This window comes from Giesbergeria giesbergeri (assembly GCF_054779375.1).
On sequence record NZ_BAAGYJ010000008.1, the window covers coordinates 64,271 to 83,435 of the forward strand.

Annotated in this window: 16 protein-coding genes; 14 read left to right on the plus strand and 2 right to left on the minus strand. The window is 60.9% G+C overall.

The window, feature by feature from the left end; translation table 11 throughout:
* The first annotated feature begins 108 nt into the window (after nucleotides 1-108).
* The 4 genes from ACYVB2_RS12410 to mltA are packed head-to-tail and all read left to right on the plus strand — an operon-like array spanning nucleotide 109 to nucleotide 8,157.
* Nucleotides 109-4,245, plus strand: a complete 4,137-nt coding sequence (locus tag ACYVB2_RS12410) for a YhdP family protein (RefSeq protein WP_382433422.1) — start codon at nucleotides 109-111, stop codon at nucleotides 4,243-4,245.
* Nucleotides 4,242-6,362: a two-component system sensor histidine kinase NtrB gene (locus ACYVB2_RS12415; RefSeq protein WP_382433420.1), complete on the plus strand. Its 2,121-nt coding sequence runs from the start codon at nucleotides 4,242-4,244 to the stop codon at nucleotides 6,360-6,362. The genes ACYVB2_RS12410 and ACYVB2_RS12415 overlap by 4 nt, the downstream gene beginning before the upstream one ends.
* A gap of 4 nt (nucleotides 6,363-6,366) precedes the next feature.
* Nucleotides 6,367-6,996 carry a response regulator transcription factor gene (locus ACYVB2_RS12420; RefSeq protein ID WP_382433418.1) on the plus strand — a complete coding sequence of 210 codons (630 nt, stop codon included), beginning with the start codon at nucleotides 6,367-6,369 and terminating at the stop codon, nucleotides 6,994-6,996.
* A gap of 27 nt (nucleotides 6,997-7,023) precedes the next feature.
* A complete protein-coding gene (mltA, locus tag ACYVB2_RS12425; protein WP_382433416.1) occupies nucleotides 7,024-8,157 on the plus strand; it encodes a murein transglycosylase A in 1,134 nt (377 codons plus the stop codon).
* On the opposite strand, the gene ACYVB2_RS12430 is transcribed toward mltA, so the two are convergent.
* Complete coding sequence (locus ACYVB2_RS12430; protein WP_382433414.1) at nucleotides 8,117-8,893, minus strand: glutamine amidotransferase; 777 nt, start codon at nucleotides 8,891-8,893, stop codon at nucleotides 8,117-8,119. The two genes, mltA and ACYVB2_RS12430, sit on opposite strands and share 41 nt — an antisense overlap.
* Before the next feature lie 69 nt (nucleotides 8,894-8,962).
* Nucleotides 8,963-9,610, minus strand: a complete 648-nt coding sequence (locus tag ACYVB2_RS12435; RefSeq protein WP_382433412.1) for a TetR/AcrR family transcriptional regulator — start codon at nucleotides 9,608-9,610, stop codon at nucleotides 8,963-8,965.
* Nucleotides 9,611-9,875: 265 nt separating this feature from the next.
* On the opposite strand from ACYVB2_RS12435, the gene ACYVB2_RS12440 reads away from it, so the two are divergent.
* The 10 genes from ACYVB2_RS12440 to ACYVB2_RS12485 all read left to right on the plus strand — a co-directional run bounded on the left by ACYVB2_RS12440 (nucleotide 9,876) and on the right by ACYVB2_RS12485 (nucleotide 19,105).
* Entirely contained in the window at nucleotides 9,876-10,697 is an 822-nt protein-coding gene (locus ACYVB2_RS12440; protein WP_382433410.1) for an alpha/beta fold hydrolase, read from the plus strand.
* 13 nt (nucleotides 10,698-10,710) lie between these two features.
* The gene (locus ACYVB2_RS12445) at nucleotides 10,711-11,010 is read left to right on the plus strand and encodes a hypothetical protein (protein ID WP_382433408.1); all 300 of its coding nucleotides are present in this window, start codon (nucleotides 10,711-10,713) and stop codon (nucleotides 11,008-11,010) included.
* Between the two features lie 14 nt (nucleotides 11,011-11,024).
* Complete coding sequence (locus ACYVB2_RS12450) at nucleotides 11,025-11,861, plus strand: DODA-type extradiol aromatic ring-opening family dioxygenase (RefSeq protein WP_382433406.1); 837 nt, start codon at nucleotides 11,025-11,027, stop codon at nucleotides 11,859-11,861.
* A gap of 10 nt (nucleotides 11,862-11,871) precedes the next feature.
* The gene (locus ACYVB2_RS12455) at nucleotides 11,872-12,219 is read left to right on the plus strand and encodes a non-heme iron oxygenase ferredoxin subunit (RefSeq protein ID WP_300077967.1); all 348 of its coding nucleotides are present in this window, start codon (nucleotides 11,872-11,874) and stop codon (nucleotides 12,217-12,219) included.
* Between the two features lie 12 nt (nucleotides 12,220-12,231).
* Nucleotides 12,232-13,620 carry an SRPBCC family protein gene (locus ACYVB2_RS12460; protein ID WP_382433404.1) on the plus strand — a complete coding sequence of 463 codons (1,389 nt, stop codon included), beginning with the start codon at nucleotides 12,232-12,234 and terminating at the stop codon, nucleotides 13,618-13,620.
* A complete protein-coding gene (locus tag ACYVB2_RS12465; protein WP_382433402.1) occupies nucleotides 13,617-14,156 on the plus strand; it encodes a 3-phenylpropionate/cinnamic acid dioxygenase subunit beta in 540 nt (179 codons plus the stop codon). Before ACYVB2_RS12460 ends, ACYVB2_RS12465 begins: the two co-directional genes overlap by 4 nt.
* An 81-nt stretch (nucleotides 14,157-14,237) precedes the next feature.
* Nucleotides 14,238-15,032 (plus strand): 3-(cis-5,6-dihydroxycyclohexa-1,3-dien-1-yl)propanoate dehydrogenase, encoded by a 795-nt coding sequence (gene hcaB / locus ACYVB2_RS12470; RefSeq protein WP_382433400.1) that lies wholly within the window; start codon nucleotides 14,238-14,240, stop codon nucleotides 15,030-15,032.
* A 19-nt stretch (nucleotides 15,033-15,051) separates the two neighbouring features.
* Nucleotides 15,052-16,068, plus strand: a complete 1,017-nt coding sequence (locus ACYVB2_RS12475; RefSeq protein ID WP_382433398.1) for an NAD(P)H-dependent flavin oxidoreductase — start codon at nucleotides 15,052-15,054, stop codon at nucleotides 16,066-16,068.
* A gap of 72 nt (nucleotides 16,069-16,140) precedes the next feature.
* A complete protein-coding gene (locus tag ACYVB2_RS12480) occupies nucleotides 16,141-17,280 on the plus strand; it encodes an ABC transporter substrate-binding protein (protein WP_382433396.1) in 1,140 nt (379 codons plus the stop codon).
* Nucleotides 17,281-17,302: 22 nt separating this feature from the next.
* A complete protein-coding gene (locus tag ACYVB2_RS12485) occupies nucleotides 17,303-19,105 on the plus strand; it encodes a feruloyl-CoA synthase (protein WP_382433394.1) in 1,803 nt (600 codons plus the stop codon).
* The last annotated feature ends 60 nt before the right edge of the window (nucleotides 19,106-19,165 follow it).

Consider the following 19,165-nt stretch of genomic DNA (forward strand, 5'->3'; position numbering starts at 1 on the left):
GGCAGCGGGCAAGCGCCGCAGGTAAAACGACACAGGGTTGAATGGGCTTACGGTGCAGTCTTGTGGTGGCTGCGGGCCATAATTCCCGCCACCTCTGCCCGGCCCGCCATGAATGACCCAGCTTTGCCCCCCACACGCCTAATCCGCTGGATGGCTGGATTGGCGCGGTGGTCGCTACGTCTGTGTCTGTTGGCAGTGCTGTTGTTGGCGCTGGCCTGGGCCGTGCTGCACGGCTGGATTGTGCCGCGAATTGGCGACTATCGTCTGCTGCTGCAAGAACAGGCTAGCCGGATGTTGGGCACCACGGTGCAGATAGGGACGGTGGCCGCCCATAGCCGGGGGCTGTTGGTGCCCTCCATCGAGTTGCGCGAGGTGGTGCTGCTGGACGATCAGGAGCATCCAGCCCTGCATTTGCCGCGTGTGGTGGTGGCACTGTCGCCGCGCTCGCTGTGGCGACTGGGGTTTGAACAACTCTACATTGAGCAGCCCGAGCTGCATGTGCGCCGTGCGGTAGATGGCCGCCTGTGGGTGGCAGGGTTGGCTTTGCCTGACACCACCGCAGACGACAGTGCTGGGGCCGATTGGCTGTTTTCTCAGCCCGAAGTGGTGGTGCAGGGCGGCAGCCTCCATTGGCACGATGAGTGGCGCGGGGCTCCCCCACTGGCCCTGCACGACATCAGTGTGGTGCTGCGCAACGGTGCTTGGCGTCACCAGCTGCGGTTGGATGCCACGCCACCGCCCGAATGGGGCCAGCGTTTCAGCGTGGTGGGGCGCTTTCGGCAGCCTTTTTTGTTGGGCCACAGTGGGCGCTGGCGGCAGTGGAGTGGGCAAGTATTTGCAGATTTTGCGCGGGTCGATGTCTCACGTCTGCGCCACCACGCCGATTTGGGCATGGATGTCAGCCAAGGCCGGGGAGCCTTACGGGCTTGGCTGGATGTAGAGCGTGGCCAAGTGGTGGGCGGTGTGGCCGATGTGGCACTGGCAGATGTGCGTGCCACCACGGCGCCAGGGCTGATGCCTTTGGTGTTGCCGATGGTGCAAGGTCGTTTGGGGGGGCGTCAACTCGACGGTGGTTTGGAGTTGCATACCCAAAACCTGCAATTTGTCACCGATGAGGGCTTGCGGTGGCCGGGTGGCAATGTGCGCCTGCGTTATGTGCAGGCAGGCGCTGCCCAGCAGGCGCTGGGAGAGTTTCAGGCCGACCGGCTGGATTTGGCCGCTCTGGCCCGTATTGCCAGCCGTTTACCCTTGCCCGGCCCGGTGCATACCGGATTGCAAACCTATGCCCCTGAGGGGCTGGTGGAAGTGGTGCAGGCCCGCTGGCAGGGCAACCCTGAGGCGTTGCACAGCTACCAATTGCGTGGGCGGGTGCGGGGGCTGGCGTTGGCAGGCACGCCGCCAGCACCAGGGCAGGTGCTGGCACCCAATGCCCCTTTGGGCCTGCGTGGTGCCACGGTGGATGTGGAGATGACCCAAGCTGGTGGCAAGGCCTCGGTGCTGATGAGCGATGGCGCACTGGTATTGCCGGGCGTGTTTGAAGACCCTTGGCTGCCATTGCAGCAACTCAGCAGCACGGTGCGCTGGCAGGTGGCCAACAACCAATTGGCTGTGCAGGTAGACAACACCCGCTTTGCCAACGCCGATGCACAGGGCACCTTGCAAGCCAGTTGGCACACCAGTGATCCGGCCACTTCGGGCAGCCGGTCGCGCTTTCCGGGGGTGCTAGACCTCAGTGGCAACCTGAGCCGGGCCGATGGCACCAGAGTGCACCGCTACCTGCCCTTGGCTATTCCACAGGAGGCACGCCACTATGTGCGCGATGCGGTGGTGGCAGGTTCGTCCAACCATGTGGAGTTTCGTGTGCGGGGCGATTTGCATGACATGCCCTTCAATGACCCACGGCAGGGCGAGTTTCGCATTGCGGCGCGTGTTCAGGATGTGACCTATGCCTATGTGCCTGCCCACTTGCAAACCGAGGGGGAGTTGCCTTGGCCTGCGCTGACAGGGTTGGCAGGTGAATTGGTGTTTGAGCGTTCATCTATGCGGGTGCAGGGGGCCAGCGGTGGCTTTGCCGGATTGCAACAGACCCGCTTGACCCAGGTGCAAGCCCATATCCCCGACCTGAGCCATACCGTGGTGGCTGTGGGGGCTCAGGCCCGGGGGCCATTGCCTGAACTGTTGGGGTTTTTGCGTGGCTCTCCTGTGCAGGCGCTGATGGGCAATGCGTTGGCCCAGGCCAGCGGCAGTGGTGCTGCCGATCTGCACCTCAAGCTGGGTCTGCCCATCAGTGCCTTGCACCAAACCAAGGTGCAGGGCCGGGTGATTTTGGCAGGCAACGAGGTGCGTATAACCCCCCACACCCCTGTGCTGTCCCGCGCACGGGGTGCGGTGGAATTCACAGAGAACAGTTTTGCCTTGCGCGGGGTGCAGGCCAAGACACTGGGAGGGGAGGTGCGGCTCGAAGGGGGTATGCGCCCGCCGGCTGAGGGCATGGCTGTCAGTGAGTCGGCCTTTCAGTTGCGCGCCCAAGGCACCGTGTCAGCCCAAGGCTTGCAACAGGCGCCAGAATTGGGGTTGCTGTCGCAACTGGCGCAGCACGCCAGCGGCACGGCCCCCTATACCTTGGCCATGACTTTGCGCCGAAACACGCCCCAGTTCCAGATTGAGAGCAGTCTGCAAGGCATGGCCCTGAACCTGCCCACCCCCTTGGGCAAACCTGCAGATACGGCGGTGCCGTTGCGCCTAGAAACTGTGCTGCCCGCCGCCTCGCTGGAGCCTTCGGCCCCTCTGCACGAACAGCTCTCCCTGCAATGGGGGCCGCTGGGGCAGGTGCAATATGTGCGTGACATCAGCGGGCCACAGCCCAAGGTACTGCGCGGCATGATCGCCTTGGGTTTACCCAGTGATGAAGTGCCCCCCTTGCCCGCCCAAGGGGTGGTAGCCAATGTGCGGCTGTCCCAAATAGATACAGATGCTTGGGAGGCCGTTTGGGCAGCCACACCGAGTGCATCCTCGGGGGGGGCGGTTGCAACGGGGCTGGACTATTGGCCGCAGACGGTGGCACTGCGCGCCCGTGAACTCACCATGCAAGGGCGCACGCTGCACGATGTGGTGGCTGGTGGCTCACAGCAGGGCGGCGTGTGGCAGTTCAATCTGGATGCAGAACAGCTCAGTGGCTATGTCGAATACCATCCCCCTGGCGGTAGTCAGGGGGCAGACGGTCGTTTGTTTGCCCGTTTGGCCCGTCTGAAGTTGCCCCAAAGCACATCAACCCAGGTGGAGTCTTTGTTGGATGCACAACCGGGCCATTTGCCTGCGTTGGATATTGTGGTGGATGACTTTGAACTGCGCGAACGCCACTTGGGGCGTTTGCAGGTGCAGGCCAGCAACCGGGGCAACAGTGGCGCGCAAAGTGAATGGCGCTTGCAACAGTTGGCCTTGACCATGCCCGAAGCCACTTTCAGTGCCAGTGGCAACTGGGCCTTGCTGGGGGCTGCCGAAGCTGCACGCCACACCTCGCCTGGGCCATTGCGGCGCACCGCCCTCAACTTCACGCTGGACATCCGTGATGCGGGTCAGCTGTTGACTCGCTTGGGCATGGCCGATGTGGTGCGCCGGGGCCAGGGGCGCATGGCGGGGCAAGTGTCTTGGCGTGGTGCCCCCTCGTTGCCAGACTATCCTTCTATGACTGGGCAAATCCATTTGGAGGTGCAGACTGGGCAGTTTCTCAAGGCCGATCCGGGGCTGGCCAAGCTGCTCAGTGTGCTTAGTTTGCAATCGTTGCCTCGCCGTCTGAGTTTGGATTTTCGGGATGTCTTTAGCGAAGGCTTTGCCTTCGACTTTGTCCGGGGGGATGTGCGCATTGAGCAAGGTGTGGCGATGAGCAACAACTTGCAAATGAAAGGCGTGAATGCTGCTGTGCTCATGGAGGGCCGGGCCGACATCCAGCGTGAAACCCAAGACCTGCATGTGGTGGTGGTGCCCGAGATCAATGCCATGACCGCCTCGTTGGTGGCTACCGCCATCAATCCAGTAGTGGGGTTGGGCAGCTTTTTGGCCCAGATGTTTTTGCGCGGCCCTTTGATGGCGGTAGCCACACAGGAGTTTCGTGTGGATGGCTCTTGGGCCGATCCCCAAGTCAGCCGCTTGCCGCGCAGTGGCCGTGCAGCAGCGGCCGATGGCACCTTGTCCACGGCCCCAGCCACTGCCGAGGCTGCTGGCACCACGGCCTCGCCTGCCCCATGAGCCCCAATCCACCCCCTGTGGACGGCCCTGCCTTGCCCCCTCGGCCTGTGGCAGCACTGACAGCCATCATGGCCCGTTGGCGTTGGTGCCATTGGCACAGCACTTGGCGGCGCTGGTCGCTGTGGACTCTGCTGGTGGGATTGGTGGCCTCTATGCTGGTCACGCTGGTGTGGCTGGCCGGTCGCTATGAGGCCAGTGTGGTGCAAAGCCAGCTCGAACGCGATGCCGCCGATGCCGTGGTCGACATTCGGGCAGGTTTGGCGCGCAACCTGCAAAGTTTGCTGGCCTTACAGACGGGGTTATTGGCAATGTCAGAGTGGCAAGTCCAAGGCCAAGCCTTGTTGCGTGACCGCCGTGAACTGGTGCGCCTTGAGTGGCGGGCGTCTGACCTGAGGCTGTACGGCCATGCCGAGTCGCCTTTTGTGTTTTTGCAATGGCCGCAGGGCCAACGCGAAGACAGCCATTCTGATATGGCACTGGCCTGTGCCAATGCCCGGCGCATGAACGGCCCAGCCTATTCGAGCAGTTATTTTTTGCCCCACGGTGATGGGTTGGGCTCGGAAGTGATTGAGCTGTGCCTGCCCCTGACCTCCGCAGGGCAGGAGGTGGGTTATTTGGTGGCAACCTACCGTTTGCAGGCGGTATTGGCCGAGCTGGTGGGCCACTCCTTGGCCCGGCGCCAGGAGGTTTCATTCACCGAGGCCGATGGCACCCGTTTGGCAATGGTGGGGGCTGCTCGCCGGGGCAGTCGGGCTTTTACGGCCCAGCAGTTGCTGGATCTGCCTGGCAACACCTTGGTGCTGCGCATGGACCGCTGGCACACCCCGCCCAGCGTTTTTCCAAATGTGCTCACCGCCTTGGTGACGGCCATGTCGATTGCGCTGGTCACGGTGTTGGTGGTGCTGGTGCGCGACAACCGCCGCCGCCTGCGGGCCGAGAGTGATTTGGGCGATGCGTTGGCCTTTCGCAAGGCAATGGAGGACTCCCTCATTACGGGCCTGCGCGCCCGCGATCTGCAAGGGCGTATCACCTATGTGAATCCGGCCTTTTGTGAGATGGTGGGCTTTGAGGCCCAAGAGCTGCTGGGTCAGAGCATTTCTGCGCCTTATTGGCCGCCTGAGTTGGTGGAGGAGTACCGTCAGCGCCAAGCGGGCCGTTCTGCCGGACTCATACCGCCGCGTGAGGGTTTTGAATCGGTGTTCATGCACAAGGACGGTAGGCGTTTTCCGGTGCTGATCATTGAAGCACCGCTCATCAATGCGGTGGGTAAGCATACGGGTTGGATGAGTGCCTTTCTCGACATCAGTGAACAAAAGCGCGTGGAGGAGATATCCCGTGCCTCACAGGAGCGCCTGCAAGCTACAGCCCGGCTGGCTACGGTGGGCGAGATGGCCTCACTGTTGAGCCATGAGCTTAACCAACCGTTGGCCGCTATTGCCAGCTATGCCAATGGCTCACTCAACCTGCTGCAATCCGTCCAGACCGAAGTGGGTGCCACTTTGCCACCACAGGCCCAGAATGATTTGCAAGATATCCACATGGCCATGCAGCGCATTGCCAACCAGGCCGAGCGGGCAGGCCGTGTCATCAAGAGTGTGCACGATTTTGTCCGCCGTCGTGACCAATCGCGCGAGCGTGTGGCGGCACAGACGGTGTTGGATGCCGTGCTGCCGCTGGTGCAATTGCAGGCCCGTAAACTGGGAGTGCGCGTGCAGGTGGATGTGGAGCCCGGCTTGCGGCCCTTGTGGTGTGACCGCACCATGGTAGAGCAGGTGCTGCTCAACCTGACCCGCAATGCCATGCAGGCCATGGATGCGCCCGACATCGAGACCCGTGTGTTGCTGCTGCGGGTGGGGCATGCCCCCGACCGTGCAGGCAGCAGTTGGCTAGAGTTTGCCGTGGCCGACATGGGTGTGGGTCTGAGCGACGAAGTGGCCCAACGCCTGTTCACGCCTTTTTTTACCACCCGGCCCGAGGGCATGGGCTTGGGTTTGAGCCTGTGCCGCACCGTGGTAGAGCAACACGGTGGCGCACTGGCTTTTGCCCCCAACCAGCCCCGTGGTACGGTATTCACCTTTACCCTGCCCACCGCTGCGATCGAACCAGAAAGCACCTAAGACTATGGAGCCTGTTGCCAATGCCACCGTCTATATCGTGGATGACGATGCCAGCGTACGCGAGGCGCTGGCCTGGTTGCTGCGCTCGCGCCGCCTGCCCAGCGAGACCTTCGCCAGCGCCGAGGCTTTTGAGGCCGCGCTCGCCCAACGCACTGGTGCCCCCCAGCCCTGCTGCTTGTTGCTGGATGTGCGTATGCCGGGCATGAGCGGGCTGGCCTTGTTTGACGTCCTCTTGGCCCGTGGTGCCGTAGCGGCCATGCCAGTGATTTTTCTGACCGGCCATGCCGATGTGCCCACGGCAGTAGATACCGTCAAGCGTGGTGCCTTTGATTTTTGTGAAAAACCCTTCTCTGACAATGCCTTGGTAGACCGCATTGAGCAGGCGCTGGCCCAGTCGGCGCAACACTTGGCACAGTTGCACCAGCGTCAACGCCTGCATTGCCGCTTGGCTGATCTGACCGAGCGTGAGCGGGCAGTGATGCAGTGCGTGGTGGAGGGGCTGCCCAACAAGCTGATTGCCGACCAGTTGGATATCAGCGTGCGCACGGTAGAAGTGCATCGGGCGCGGGTGTTTGACAAAATGCAGGTCAAATCGGCGGTGGAATTAGCCAATTTGCTGCGCAACAGCCATTGAGCAGGCGTTCAAGCACAATCGCCCCCCATGACAATCGCATCCCTGCGCCTTGGCATGGCCGCTGTGGTGGCCGCCGTGCTGACGGCCTGCTCCACCACGCCACCCGAGCCGCCCTACCAGGTGCCCGCCCCTTTGCCAATGGCACCGTCTGCCCTGCCGGGCGTGCCCCCCATTGCCCAACCCGGCAGCCGCTGGGTGCCAGTGCCTTGGCAAGAATTGCCCGGCCTGAACGAGGACGCCCTGCACGAAGCCTGGAATGCCTGGGTGCGCAGTTGTGAACGGCCCCATCCGGCTTTTCAAACCCTGTGCCCACAGGTGCGCCGCCTGAGCATTGGCACTCCACAAGAGCAACGCGCCTTTCTGTTTGAACGCTTGCAGCCTTACCGGGTGGAAGCCAATGGTGGCAATGTGGATGGCCTGCTGACGGGCTATTACGAGCCTGAACTCAATGCCACGCGCTTGCCCAGCGCGGGCTACAGTGTGCCCCTGTACAGCCCCCCGGCCACCTTGGGCACGCGCAAGCCGTGGTATTCGCGCCAGCAAATTGACACCTTGCCCGAAGCACAGGCTGCCTTGCAAGGGCGGGCCATTGCGTGGGTGGCTGATCCGATAGAGGCTTTGGTACTGCATATTCAAGGCTCAGGGCGTTTGCGCATTACCGAGCCCGATGGCCGGGTGCGGCTGGTGCGCTTGGCCTTTGCGGGCACCAATGATCACCCTTACCGCAGTGTGGGCCGCTGGCTCTTAGACCAAGGGCTGATCCGTGATGCCTCTTGGCCCGGTATTCGGGCTTGGATTGGACAAAACCCACAGCGTGTGCAGGAGTTGCTCTGGAGCAACCCCCGCTATGTGTTTTTCAAAGAGGAGCCTTTGCAGGGGTTGGATGTGGAGTTTGGCCCGCGTGGTGCCCAAGGGGTTGCCCTGACGCCGGGGCGCTCCATTGCGGTAGACCGCCAGAGCATCCCTTATGGCACGCCGGTGTGGATGGCCTCCAGTGGCCCTACCGGCCATATCCAGCGGTTGGTGATGGCCCAAGATACTGGCAGTGCCATTGTGGGTGCGGTACGGGCCGACTATTTCACGGGTTGGGGCACGCAGGCGGGCGACATTGCCGGACGGCTCAAACAGAACCTGCGCCTGTGGGTGTTGTGGCCGCGCTAAAAGGCTGGCCGGGGCACGGGGAGTGGGCCGCCAGTTGTTGGCAAAAACGAGTCAACAGAGCCTGGGCTTCTGGGGTGGGGCGCACGCGTTCCCACAGGGCGACCGGGTCCAACCCTTGGGCACTCAATGGGGCAGCCATTTGCCGGATGTAGCCCTGCATGGCAGCGGCATCAAATTCTGGGTGAAACTGCACCCCCCAAGCACAGGCACCAACGCGGAAGGCATGGTGGGGTTCGAAGTCATTGTGGGCCAGCAGCACCGCCGCCTTGGGCAGGCGCACAACGGATTGGCTGTGTACTGTGTGCGCAGCAAAGGAGGGCGGTAAAGCACCAAACAGAGGGTCTAAAGCTGCCTCGGCAGTCGTGGTAATCGAGGTTGTGCCAATTTCTGTCCCCGCAGGGTGAAAGCTCACCTCTCCCCCCAAGGCATGGGCCAGTAGTTGATGGCCGTAACAAATCCCCAGCACAGGCCGCTCCAGCGCCACCACATGGCGCAGCCATGGCACCAATGCCTCGCTCCACGGTGCTTGGTCTGTCACCATCGCATGGGAGCCAGTGATGACCATGCCAGCAAAAGCCAGTGGATCAGGCAGAGAGGGTTGCCGCTGGGCATCCCAAGTGACCACGGGCCGGGGGATGTTGGCAGTGGTACGGCATATCCAATCCTCAAAATCGCCCATCTGCGGAACCAACTCCGCAAAAGTGCTGCCTGTCTTGACGATCAGCAAGGGTTTCATGGTGTGCATTGCTTGGGCCTGTAAAGAGGCCCAGAGGCAAGCAAGTTGCAGGCCAGCGTGGCGAGCCGGTTAAGCCTGGGGCGAGCTTGAGGCGTCGGTCTCGGAGCAAGGGCAGCAACGTGCCAGCACCGTGTGTTCGACAAAGGCCCGGCGGGCTTGGCGTTCGTCTTCTGTTCCTTGGGTGCGCAGCAGCGACTCGCTCAACATGTAGCTGTACAGCATGAAGGCCCGCAACTGGGCTTCAGACCGGGGCAGACTCATGGCTTCAAAACAGCGGGTGATGTACGACAGACGCTGTGCATCCACGGCCTCTAGTGCTTGGCGGGCCAGATCGTCGCGCCGCGCCCATCCGCGAATAGCCAGTTCAATCGATGCGGAGTCTTGGGCCGACTGGCCTCGAAAGGGCAGCGACAGCAGCTCTTTGATCAGGGTTTCGGGGGTGGCACCGCTTTTTTCAAAGCGATGGATGATTTGTTCGGTAGCCGCATCGCGCCAGCTCTTGAGCACGCGCTCCAGGAGGTCATTGCGGTCTTTGAAATGCCAGTAAAAGCTGCCACGGGTCACGTTCAGCACTTTGGCCAGCACATCCACGCGCACGGCATCAATGCTTTTGTCGCGCAACACATGGGTGGCCGCTGCAATCCAGTCGGCAGGGGTGAGCTGGCTTTTGGCCGGCGGGGCGGGCACCTCGGGGGGTTCGGTAGAAATGGCGCGCATGGGGTCTGTGGAACAAGGAGCGGAGCGGGGCGCCATTCTAGGGATGCCTCCGACCTTTAGGGGTATTACACACAGCCCGAACGATCCAAACAGTAGTGTACGGCTTTGCTCAACCATACGGATAATTTATTTATAAGTTATTGATTTATAAAGTGTTTGTTATTTATTTGCTTGGGAATAAGGGAAAACCCTAGAGGACGCGATATTGAGATAAATCAAAATCACGCTCCATACACATACACATCTGTATGGAGGAAAACACCCCATGAGCCAGCATCCCGGCATTGGCAAGACACTCGTTGCCGCTGACCACCAGACCAACTACCTTGAGGCAGGCGCGGGCAATCCGTTGTTTCTGTTGCACGGCTCCGGCCCCGGCGTGTCGGCTTGGACCAACTGGAGCAAGGTCATGCCCGACTTGGCAGACCAGTTCCGCGTGATTGCGCCTGACATTGCTGGCTTTGGCTTTACCGAGTTCAAGTCCGGTAGCAAGTACGACATGAAACTGTGGGTGCGTCACCTGCTGGGCATTCTGGATGCGCTGGGCATCGACAAGGCTTCGTTTGTGGGCAACTCGTTTGGTGGTGCGCTGGCGATTGGTTTGGCTACCTTTGCCCCCGACCGCGTCGAAAAACTGGTGCTGCTGGGTACACCTGCGGGCGAGTTTGAGCAAACCCCCGGCCTGCGCTCGGCCACCGAATATGAGCCGTCGATGGAGAACATGGAGCGCACCATGCGCCTGTTCCCGTTTGACCAATCCATCATCACCGAAGAGATGGTTCGCACCCGCTACGAGGCCAGCGCCCGCCCCGGTGCCCAAGAGGCTTTGAGCCAGCTGATCCCTAAGCCCAACCCCGACGGCCCCACCATCCTCAAGGGCTTCCCCGAAGCCGTGCTGGCCAAGGTGCAAGCGCCCACGCTGGTGCTGCATGGCCGCGAAGACAAGGTGGTGCCAGTGCAATGCGGTTGGTTGCTGGCCCATGCCATCCCCAAGGCTGAGTTCCATCTGTTTGGCCAGTGCGGCCACTGGGTGCAAACCGAGCACCGCGCCCGCTTTTTGCAACTGGTGCGCGATTTCTGCGCGTAAGAGGAGCCGCCCCATGAGCCGTAACGTGGTGGAAAAGCTGCTGTACCAACTGTGTATTGACCGCAGCATCAAGCAACGCTTCAAGGAAGAGGGCGACAAGCTGCTCGACCGCTATGCCCTGACCGAGCAAGAGCGCCATTGGGTGCAAACCTTTGATGTGGCGGCCCTGCAAAAGCACGGCGTACATCCGATGCTGACGATGGGCTTTTGGCAAGAAAACGCCCCCAATCGCTCGCCAGTGGCCTACATGCAGGCACTGCGCCCCGAATCCAGCGCAACAGAGCCGGTGTTCTCTGCTGCCCTCAAACAATAAACCAAGGACTGGCTGTGGGAAAAATTGTTGGCGGCTTTTTGGTGCCGCACGATCCGGTGATGTTCATTGCACCCAACGCGCCGCAAGAAGCGGTGGCGCAGCGCATGTGGGGGGCTTTTGCCATCTGTGCCGAGCGTTTGGCGGGCCTGAACGCCACCAGCGTGGTGGTGATTGGTGCAGACCACTACATGCTGTTTGGCACAGGTTGCCTGCCGCAGTACCTGATTGGTACGGGCGATGTGGATGGCCCGATTGACCCCCTGCCTGGCTTGCGCCGGGGCGTGATTCCTGACACCCAAAAGCTGGCAGGCTTTATTGCCGAGCATGGTCATGCCAACGGCTTTGACTGGGCGGTGGGTCGCGCCTTTACGGTAGACCATGCGGTGGCGATTCCGAACCAGCTCATCATTGAGCCGGTGCGCGCCAAGGGCCAGAAAATCGGCACGATTCCGGTGTATTTGGCCTCGGGGGTCGATCCCTTTATCAAGATGCAGCGGGCCATTCAGGTGGGCGGTGCCATCAAGGCCGCCATTGAAGCCAGCCCCGACGATGAGCGCGTGGTGGTGATTGGCAGCGGTGGTATCAGCCACTGGGTGGGTGTGCCCGAAATGGGCAAGGTCAACGAAGCCTTTGACCGCGAAATCATGGACTACGCCGTGCGTGGTGATCTGGCCGGTATCGGTGCCCTGAGCGACGACTACATCCTCGCCAACGGTGGCAACGGTGGCATGGAAATCCGCCAATGGGCCTGTGCGATGGGTGCCATGCCCGGTGCCAAGGGCGAAATCATTGATTACGCCGCCGTGCCCGAATGGGTGACGGGCTTGGGCTTTGTGCAGTTGCACGCCTGAAAGAGTGTCCATGAGCGAACAACCGATTTATTTGTTCAAGAAGGGCGAGCTGCCCGCCGGTCAGGTGCGCAAGCAGGTGGTAGGCGCTTGTGAGTTGGCGGTTTACAACGTCGATGGCACTTTTTATGCCACCCAAGACGGTTGCACCCACGCCACTGCCTCGCTGGCGGAGGGCGAGATCGTCGATGGCGATCTGATTGCCTGCCCCGTGCATGACGGGACTTTCCATATTCCCAGCGGCCAGCCTATGGGCTGGCCCTGCGAAGTGGCGTTGCGCACTTACAAGGTGACAACGCAAGGTGACGATGTACTGGTCGATTTGAGCCAGGAAGCCGACGAAGCGGCTGGCGGCATTTAAGGAGCAAACAACGTGAGTCAACACAACACATCCCTGCCCGAGCGGCTCAAGCGTCGGCCCGTGGCCGAGGCCATTGCCCGTCTGGATCGCATGATGGATCTGGACAAGGGTCGCATGTCGCGCGACATCTTTTGGGATCGCGACATCTACGAGCAGGAACTGGAAAAAATCTTTGCCCGCTGCTGGCTGTTTGTCGGCCATGAATCGCAAATCCCCAAGTCGGGCGATTTTGTCTCGACCTATATGGGTGAAGACAACGTCATCATCGTGCGCCAAAAGGACAACAGCATCCGTGGCTTCTTGAACACCTGCCCCCACCGTGGCAACAAGGTCACGTTTGCCGACTTGGGCAACGCGCGCCAATTTGTTTGCAACTACCACGGCTGGGCCTTTGGTATTGACGGTGCGCTCAAGGGCATGCACGCCTCCGAGGCTTATGAAGCCACCGGGATGGACAAAAACGAGCACAGCCTGCACCCCGTGGCACAGATTGACAGCTACAAGGGCCTGATATTTGCCACGCTCGACCCCAACGCCCCCTCGCTGGCTGAATACTTGGGCGATTTCCGCTACTACCTCGATGCCATCTTTGACATGGACGAAGGCGGCACCGAGTTTGTGGGTGGTTGCGTCAAGTCCGTCATCCAGTGCAACTGGAAATACGCCTCGGAAAACTTTGTCGGCGACATCCTGCACGCCGGCTGGACGCACGACTCTGGCGCCAAAGCGATGGTGGGCGGCTCGGTGGCCGAAGTGCACAAGTTCCCCGAGCAGTCTTACCAAGTGAACTTCAACGGCCACGGCTGGGAGTTCAACCAAGACATCGTGGGCAACTGCGCCACGCTGGGCGACAAGGAGTTGATGAAGTACCTGTATGTGCTGCAACCCAAGGTGCAAGAGCGTTTGGGTGAAGTGCGCTCCAAGATGATTGGTGCTATCTCGTCGTGTACGCTGTTTCCCAACACCTCGTTTTTGCCCGGCCAGAACACTTTCCGCACTTGGCATCCACGCGGCCCCGGCCAAATCGAGCTGCACACATGGACGTTTGTCAACAAGAACGCTCCACAAGAGATCAAGGACAAGTGGCGCAAGGGCACCATGATGACCTTCAGCCCCTCGGGCGTGTTCGAGATGGACGACGGCGAGAACTGGGAATACAGCACCAAGACCAATGCCGGTTTTGTCACGCGCCAGCAAGACCTGTATTTGGGCTTGGGCCAAAACACCCGCATCACCGACACCGACCTGCCGTGCAATGTCTACCGTGGTCAGATCAATGAGGCCAACCAGCGCGCGTTCTACCAGCGATGGCTCGATCTGATGAAGGCGCAGGAATGGCAAGACGTGCCCCAGCGTGACGTTCCCACCCTGCCCACTACCAGCACCAAGGAGGCCGCATGAACGCCGTCGCCACACCCCAAGCCGAAATGTCTGTGGACGCTGAAACCCAGCGCCGCATTGAGCAATTCCTGTACCGCGAAGCCCGCCTGTTGGACAACGAGCGTTGGGACGATTGGCTGGCCCTGCTGGCCCCAGACATCCACTACTGGATGCCGACGATGGAAAACCGCCGCCGCTATGACAAAAAGGGGGCTTATCAAATCGATGGTGGGGCGCTCTACAACGACAGCCTGCTGGATTTGACACGCCGCATCACCCGCTTCAAGCAGCCCAGCGCCTGGGCTGAAGACCCGGCCACACGCCACGCCCATGTGGTCAGTGGCATTGAGGTCTACCAAGGCGAGCAGCCCGGTGAGTTCATCGTGCATTCGAGCTTTGTCAACTACCGCAGCCGGGTCGAAAAAGACAACGACTTGCTGGTGGGCCGCCGTGAGGATGTGATCCGCGCTGTGGGAGACAGCTTCCAGATTGCCAAGCGCAAGATCTTGATCACCCAATCGGTGTTCATGTCGAAAAACCTCAACACCTTCCTGTAAGGCCGGGGCGCCACGGCGCCTTGTCCTCATGCCCCGGCTTGCAGCCGGGGTTGTTTTTCTGCATACGAACAAGGAAGTGCTATGGGTTGGCTAGATGGGTATGTGGCCTTGGTCACAGGCGGAGCTTCGGGCATAGGCCGGGCTGTGGTGAAGCGTTTTATTGCCGAAGGCTGCACCGGTGTGGGTGTGATGGTGCGTAGCGCCGAGCAAGTCGATGGCTTGGTGGCCGAGTTTGGTGACAAGGTGGTGGTCTCTGTGGGCGACGTGCGCTCGCCCGCCGACAACGTGGCGGCTGTAGAAGCGACCGTGGCCCGCTTTGGCAAGCTTGATACTTTGGTTGGCAATGCGGGCGTGTGGGACTTCTTTGCCCGGCTGGAAAAGATGAGCACCGAGCAGGTGGCTGAGAGCTTTGACGAAATTTTTGGCGTCAATGTGAAAGGCTATGTGCTGGCCGCCAGTGCCGCTGCACCACACCTGCGTGCCAGTGGCGGCAGCATGATTTTTACCCTGTCCAACTCAGCCTTTTATGCCGGTGGCGGTGGCCCGCTCTATGTGGCCTCCAAGCACGCCGGGGTGGGTTTGATCAAGCAGTTGGCCTATGAGTTTGCCCCCGATGTGCGCGTCAATGGCGTCGCTCCCGGTGGCACCGTGACGCCGCTGCGCGGCCCCGCCAGTTTGGGCAAACAAGAAAAGCGCCTGTCCGAAATTCCGGGCTTTGAAGACAGCGTGGCCAACGCCATGCCGCTCAAGTTCATTGCCCAGCCCGAAGACCACACCGGCCACTATGTGCTGCTGGCGTCCAAGGCCAACAGCCGCGCCACCACGGCAGCAATTATCCAGAGCGATGGTGGCTGGGAAATCCGGCCCATGCGCTGAAACAAGAGACGAGACCCCCATGACGATTTCTCGCCATTTCACGCCAGCCCAGCAATCTTTCATGGATTTGCTGGCCGCCAGTACCTTGCCGCTGATGGCAGCCCCCATGTTTTTGGTCAGTGGGCCAGAGTTGGTGGTGGCCTGTGCCCGTGCCGGCATCATTGGCTCTTACCCTGCCGCCAACGCTCGCAATATCGAGGTGTTGGAGCAGTGGATGGCCCAGACCCGCGAGGGGGTGCAGCAGGGCAATGCGGCGGCGGCCTGGGCGCTGAACATGATTGTCCACAGCAGCTACGACCGATTTGCTGCCGAGCTGGCACTGGTTGCCAAGTACCAGCCCAAGGTGGTGTCTACCGCATTGGGCAGCCCCAAGCGTGTATTAGAGACGGTGCATGGCTATGGCGGCATCGTCATGGCCGATGTGATCAACCCCACGCTGGCCCGCAAGGCCGCCGACGCTGGCGCCGATGTGCTGGTGCTGGTGACCCACGGTGCGGGCGGCCATACGGGCACTTACCACCCCTTTGCACTTCTGGCCGAAGTGCGCCGCTTCTGGCAGGGGCCGGTGGGTCTGGCTGGGGCCATTACTACGGGGTTGGATATTCGCGCTGCCCAATTGTTGGGGGCCGACTTTGTGTTGGCGGGCACCCGTTTCATTGCCACCGAAGAGAGTCTGGCAGAACCAGCCTACCGTGATTTGCTGGTGCGCAGCTATTTGGAAGACTTGGTGCAGACCAAGGCGGTGTCGGGGGTGTTGGCCAATTGGCTCAAGCCCACGCTGGAGCAGGCCGGCTTTACGCCAGAGCAGCTCAAGGAAGAGAAAAAGATCGATTTTTCTGGCGACATCGTCGCGGCCCCCAAAGCTTGGAAATCGGTGTGGTCGGCCGGTCATGGAGTGGGTGGTATTGACCGCGTGGCCCAAGTGGCAGAGGTGGTGGCCGAGCTGCAGGCCGGATATGCCGAGACCTTGGTGCGTGAGCAGCAGGATCTGGCCGCTTTGCTGCCACGTTATGCCGCCAAGGCCCACAGCCACTGATCTGTACGACGACTGAGTTGGGGCCACTTCGGCCAGCTTTTTCTTTCACGATTTTTAACAGGAGACAAATCCATGCAACGTCGTCACGCACTGACTGCCCTGGCTATCGCCACCAGTCTGGTATTGCCCGCTATGGCCCAGGCACAAACCATCAATGTGGGGGTGTCGCTGAGCACCACTGGCCCCGCCGCCTCGTTGGGCATTGCCGAAAAGAACAGCATTGAGCTGTTGCCCAAAACCTTGGGGGGGTTGCCGGTGAACTATATCGTCTTGGACGATGCCTCCGACCCCAGCCAAGCCGCCAAGAATGCACGCCGCTTTATCGACTCGGACAAGGTAGACGCCATCATTGGCTCCACCACCGTGCCCACCTCGTTGGCGATTGCCGAAGCCGCTACCGCCAGCAAAACGCCCCAATTGGCCTTGGCACCGTTTCAGCCCAAGCAGATTGAATGGGTGTTTCCGCTGCCCCAGTCCATCAGCGTGATGTCTTCGGCTCTGTTTGAGCACATGAAGGCCCACAACGTCCAGAACATTGCCTTTATGGGCTTTAGCGATGCCTATGGTGAAGGCTGGTTGCAAGATGTGCAAAAGGGTGCGGCCCAGCACGGTATCAAAGTGACGGCGGTAGAGCGTTATGCCCGCAGCGACCAAAGCGTCACGGCCCAAACGCTCAAGCTGATGCAAAGCAACCCGCAAGCCGTGTTCATTGCCGCCAGTGGCACACCGGCTGCCTTGCCCATGCGTGCTCTGCGTGACCGGGGTTACAAGGGCCAGTTCTACCAAACCCACGGCGTCGCCAACAACGACTTTTTGCGCGTCTCGGGCACCGCCGATGAAGGCGTGGTGCTGCCCACGGGCAATGTGCTGGTCAGCGAGCAACTGCCCGACAGCCACCCCAGCAAAAAGCCCGGTTTGGATTACCTGAAAGCCTATGAAGGCAAGCACGGTGCCGGCTCGCGCAGCCCCTTTGGTGCTTATGCCCACGATGCCTATTTGGTGCTGGACAAGGCCGTGACCACCGTGGCCAAGCAAGCGAAACCCGGCACACCCGAGTTCCGCGCTGCGCTGCGCGATGCTGTGGAAAAAACCAACAAGCTGCCCGTGACCCACGGCGTGATCACCATGAGCCCGACCGACCACTCCGGCTTTGGTACCGATGGCCGCGTGCTGGTGACGATTGAAAAGAACGCCTGGAAGCTCTTGAAGTAATACCGCGCAGGAACCGCACACCATGAGTAGTTCGTTTTTTACCAACCCCGCCATGCTGGCTACGCCAGCGGTGCTCAAGCAAGACCTGCCCGAGGGTGGTTTTATCCTGACATCGCCAGAACCGTTGGGCGATGTGACCCGCTGCATTGGCGATTGGCTGGAGCATTGGGCGCGTACCACGCCCAATGCCTTGTTCTTGGCAGAGCGTGGCCCTGATGGCGAGTGGGTCAAGCTGACCTATGCCCAGACCCGTGACAAGATCGGAGCCATTGCCCAGAGCCTGCTGGATTTGGGGCTGGCAGAAAATGCACCCGTGGTGTGCCTGTCGGACAACAGCTTGGATCAGGCACTGCTGATGTTTGCCACCATGCACATTGGCCGCCCGTTCACGGCCATTACCAGTGCTTATTCACGCCTCGCCAAAGAGTACAGCAAGATCTCTGGCATCCTGCACGAGTTGCAGCCGGGGCTGATTTACGCCTCGGATGGGGCGGTGTATGGCCCTGCCATCCGTGCCGCAGGTCTGGATTGCCCGGTGGTGCTTAGCCACAATGCCTACAGTGTGTCGGTGGGGCGCTCGTTTGCCGAGTTAACCCGCGCCAAAGAAACACCGGCTGTGATGGACGCGTTTGCCCGCATCACGCCCGAGACCCACGCCAAATACCTGCTCACTTCAGGCTCCACCGGCAAACCCAAAATTGCCGTGAACACGCACCGTATGTTGTGCGCCAACCAAGAACAAATCCGCCAGACCTGGACTTTTTTGCGCGAAGAAAAGCCAGTCATCGTTTCGTGGTTGCCTTGGAGCCACACCTTTGGCACCAACCACAACCTGAACATGGCGCTGTGCAACGGCGGCAGCTTCTACATTGACGAAGGCCGCCCAGTGCCGGGTTTGATGGAAAAATCAGTGCGCAACCTGCGCGAAGTACAGCCCAACTTGTACTTCAATGTGCCCAAGGGCTTTGATGCCTTGATTGCCTTTTTGGAAGAAGACGAGAGCTTTGCCCGCGACTTCTTTGGCCGTTTGCGTGGTGTGTTCTATGCGGCGGCAGCCCTGCCCCAAGCCACTTGGGACAGGCTAGAGCGCAGCGCCAAGAGCGTGCTGGGCGAGTCTGTCTGGTTTACCGCCGCTTGGGGCGCCACCGAAACCTCGCCCCTGATCACCAATGTGCATTGGAAGCTCGACGGCCCCGGCTGCATTGGCCTGCCCGTGCCCGGTACTAGCCTGAAATTCTTGCCCAACAACGGCAAATTGGAAATGCGCGTCAAGGGGCCACAGGTGTTTGATGAATACCTGCGCAACCCTGAACAGACGGCCAAAGCCTTTGACGAAGAAGGCTACTACATCATTGGTGATGCGGGCCTGTTGGTAGACCCCGAGCATCCCGAAAAAGGCGTGTTGTTCAATGGCCGTGTGGCCGAAGACTTCAAGTTGACCACGGGCACTTGGGTGTCGGTGGGCACCTTGCGCGTCAAGGCCGTGACAGCACTGGCCCCGTGGGCACAGGATGTGGTGGTCACGGGCCACGATGCCGATGAAGTGGGGCTGTTGGTGTTTCCCAGCGCCGCCGCCAAGGGGCTGTCGGCGCAAGAGTTGGCTGCCCACATCCAAACGGGCTTGCGCAAGCTCAAGGCCGAAGGCGGTGGCTCTTCGCAAAGTGCCCAGCGGGCGCTGGTGCTGGACGAGCCTCCCAGCATGGACGAAGGCGAAATCACCGACAAGGGCTACATCAACCAGCGTGCCGTGCTCAAGCGTCGCGCCGAGCAGGTGCAACTGTTGCACAGCAAGCCACGCCCCGAAGCTGTGATTGTTTGCGGCTGACCCTATAGCAACCCCTGCGCGCTGGTGGCTGCTATGGGCCGCAGCGCGCAATTTTTTGAA

Excerpts from the sequence above, each read along its gene's own strand:
- ACYVB2_RS12410 (WP_382433422.1), top strand. The coding sequence starts at position 109 with ATGAATGACCCAGCTTTGCCCCCCACACGCCTAATCCGCTGGATGGCT.
- ACYVB2_RS12415 (WP_382433420.1), top strand. The coding sequence starts at position 4,242 with ATGAGCCCCAATCCACCCCCTGTGGACGGCCCTGCCTTGCCCCCTCGG.
- ACYVB2_RS12420 (WP_382433418.1), top strand. The coding sequence starts at position 6,367 with ATGGAGCCTGTTGCCAATGCCACCGTCTATATCGTGGATGACGATGCC.
- mltA (WP_382433416.1), top strand. The coding sequence starts at position 7,024 with ATGACAATCGCATCCCTGCGCCTTGGCATGGCCGCTGTGGTGGCCGCC.
- ACYVB2_RS12430 (WP_382433414.1), bottom strand. The coding sequence starts at position 8,893 with ATGAAACCCTTGCTGATCGTCAAGACAGGCAGCACTTTTGCGGAGTTG.
- ACYVB2_RS12435 (WP_382433412.1), bottom strand. The coding sequence starts at position 9,610 with ATGCGCGCCATTTCTACCGAACCCCCCGAGGTGCCCGCCCCGCCGGCC.
- ACYVB2_RS12440 (WP_382433410.1), top strand. The coding sequence starts at position 9,876 with ATGAGCCAGCATCCCGGCATTGGCAAGACACTCGTTGCCGCTGACCAC.
- ACYVB2_RS12445 (WP_382433408.1), top strand. The coding sequence starts at position 10,711 with ATGAGCCGTAACGTGGTGGAAAAGCTGCTGTACCAACTGTGTATTGAC.
- ACYVB2_RS12455 (WP_300077967.1), top strand. The coding sequence starts at position 11,872 with ATGAGCGAACAACCGATTTATTTGTTCAAGAAGGGCGAGCTGCCCGCC.
- ACYVB2_RS12465 (WP_382433402.1), top strand. The coding sequence starts at position 13,617 with ATGAACGCCGTCGCCACACCCCAAGCCGAAATGTCTGTGGACGCTGAA.
- hcaB (WP_382433400.1), top strand. The coding sequence starts at position 14,238 with ATGGGTTGGCTAGATGGGTATGTGGCCTTGGTCACAGGCGGAGCTTCG.
- ACYVB2_RS12475 (WP_382433398.1), top strand. The coding sequence starts at position 15,052 with ATGACGATTTCTCGCCATTTCACGCCAGCCCAGCAATCTTTCATGGAT.
- ACYVB2_RS12480 (WP_382433396.1), top strand. The coding sequence starts at position 16,141 with ATGCAACGTCGTCACGCACTGACTGCCCTGGCTATCGCCACCAGTCTG.
- ACYVB2_RS12485 (WP_382433394.1), top strand. The coding sequence starts at position 17,303 with ATGAGTAGTTCGTTTTTTACCAACCCCGCCATGCTGGCTACGCCAGCG.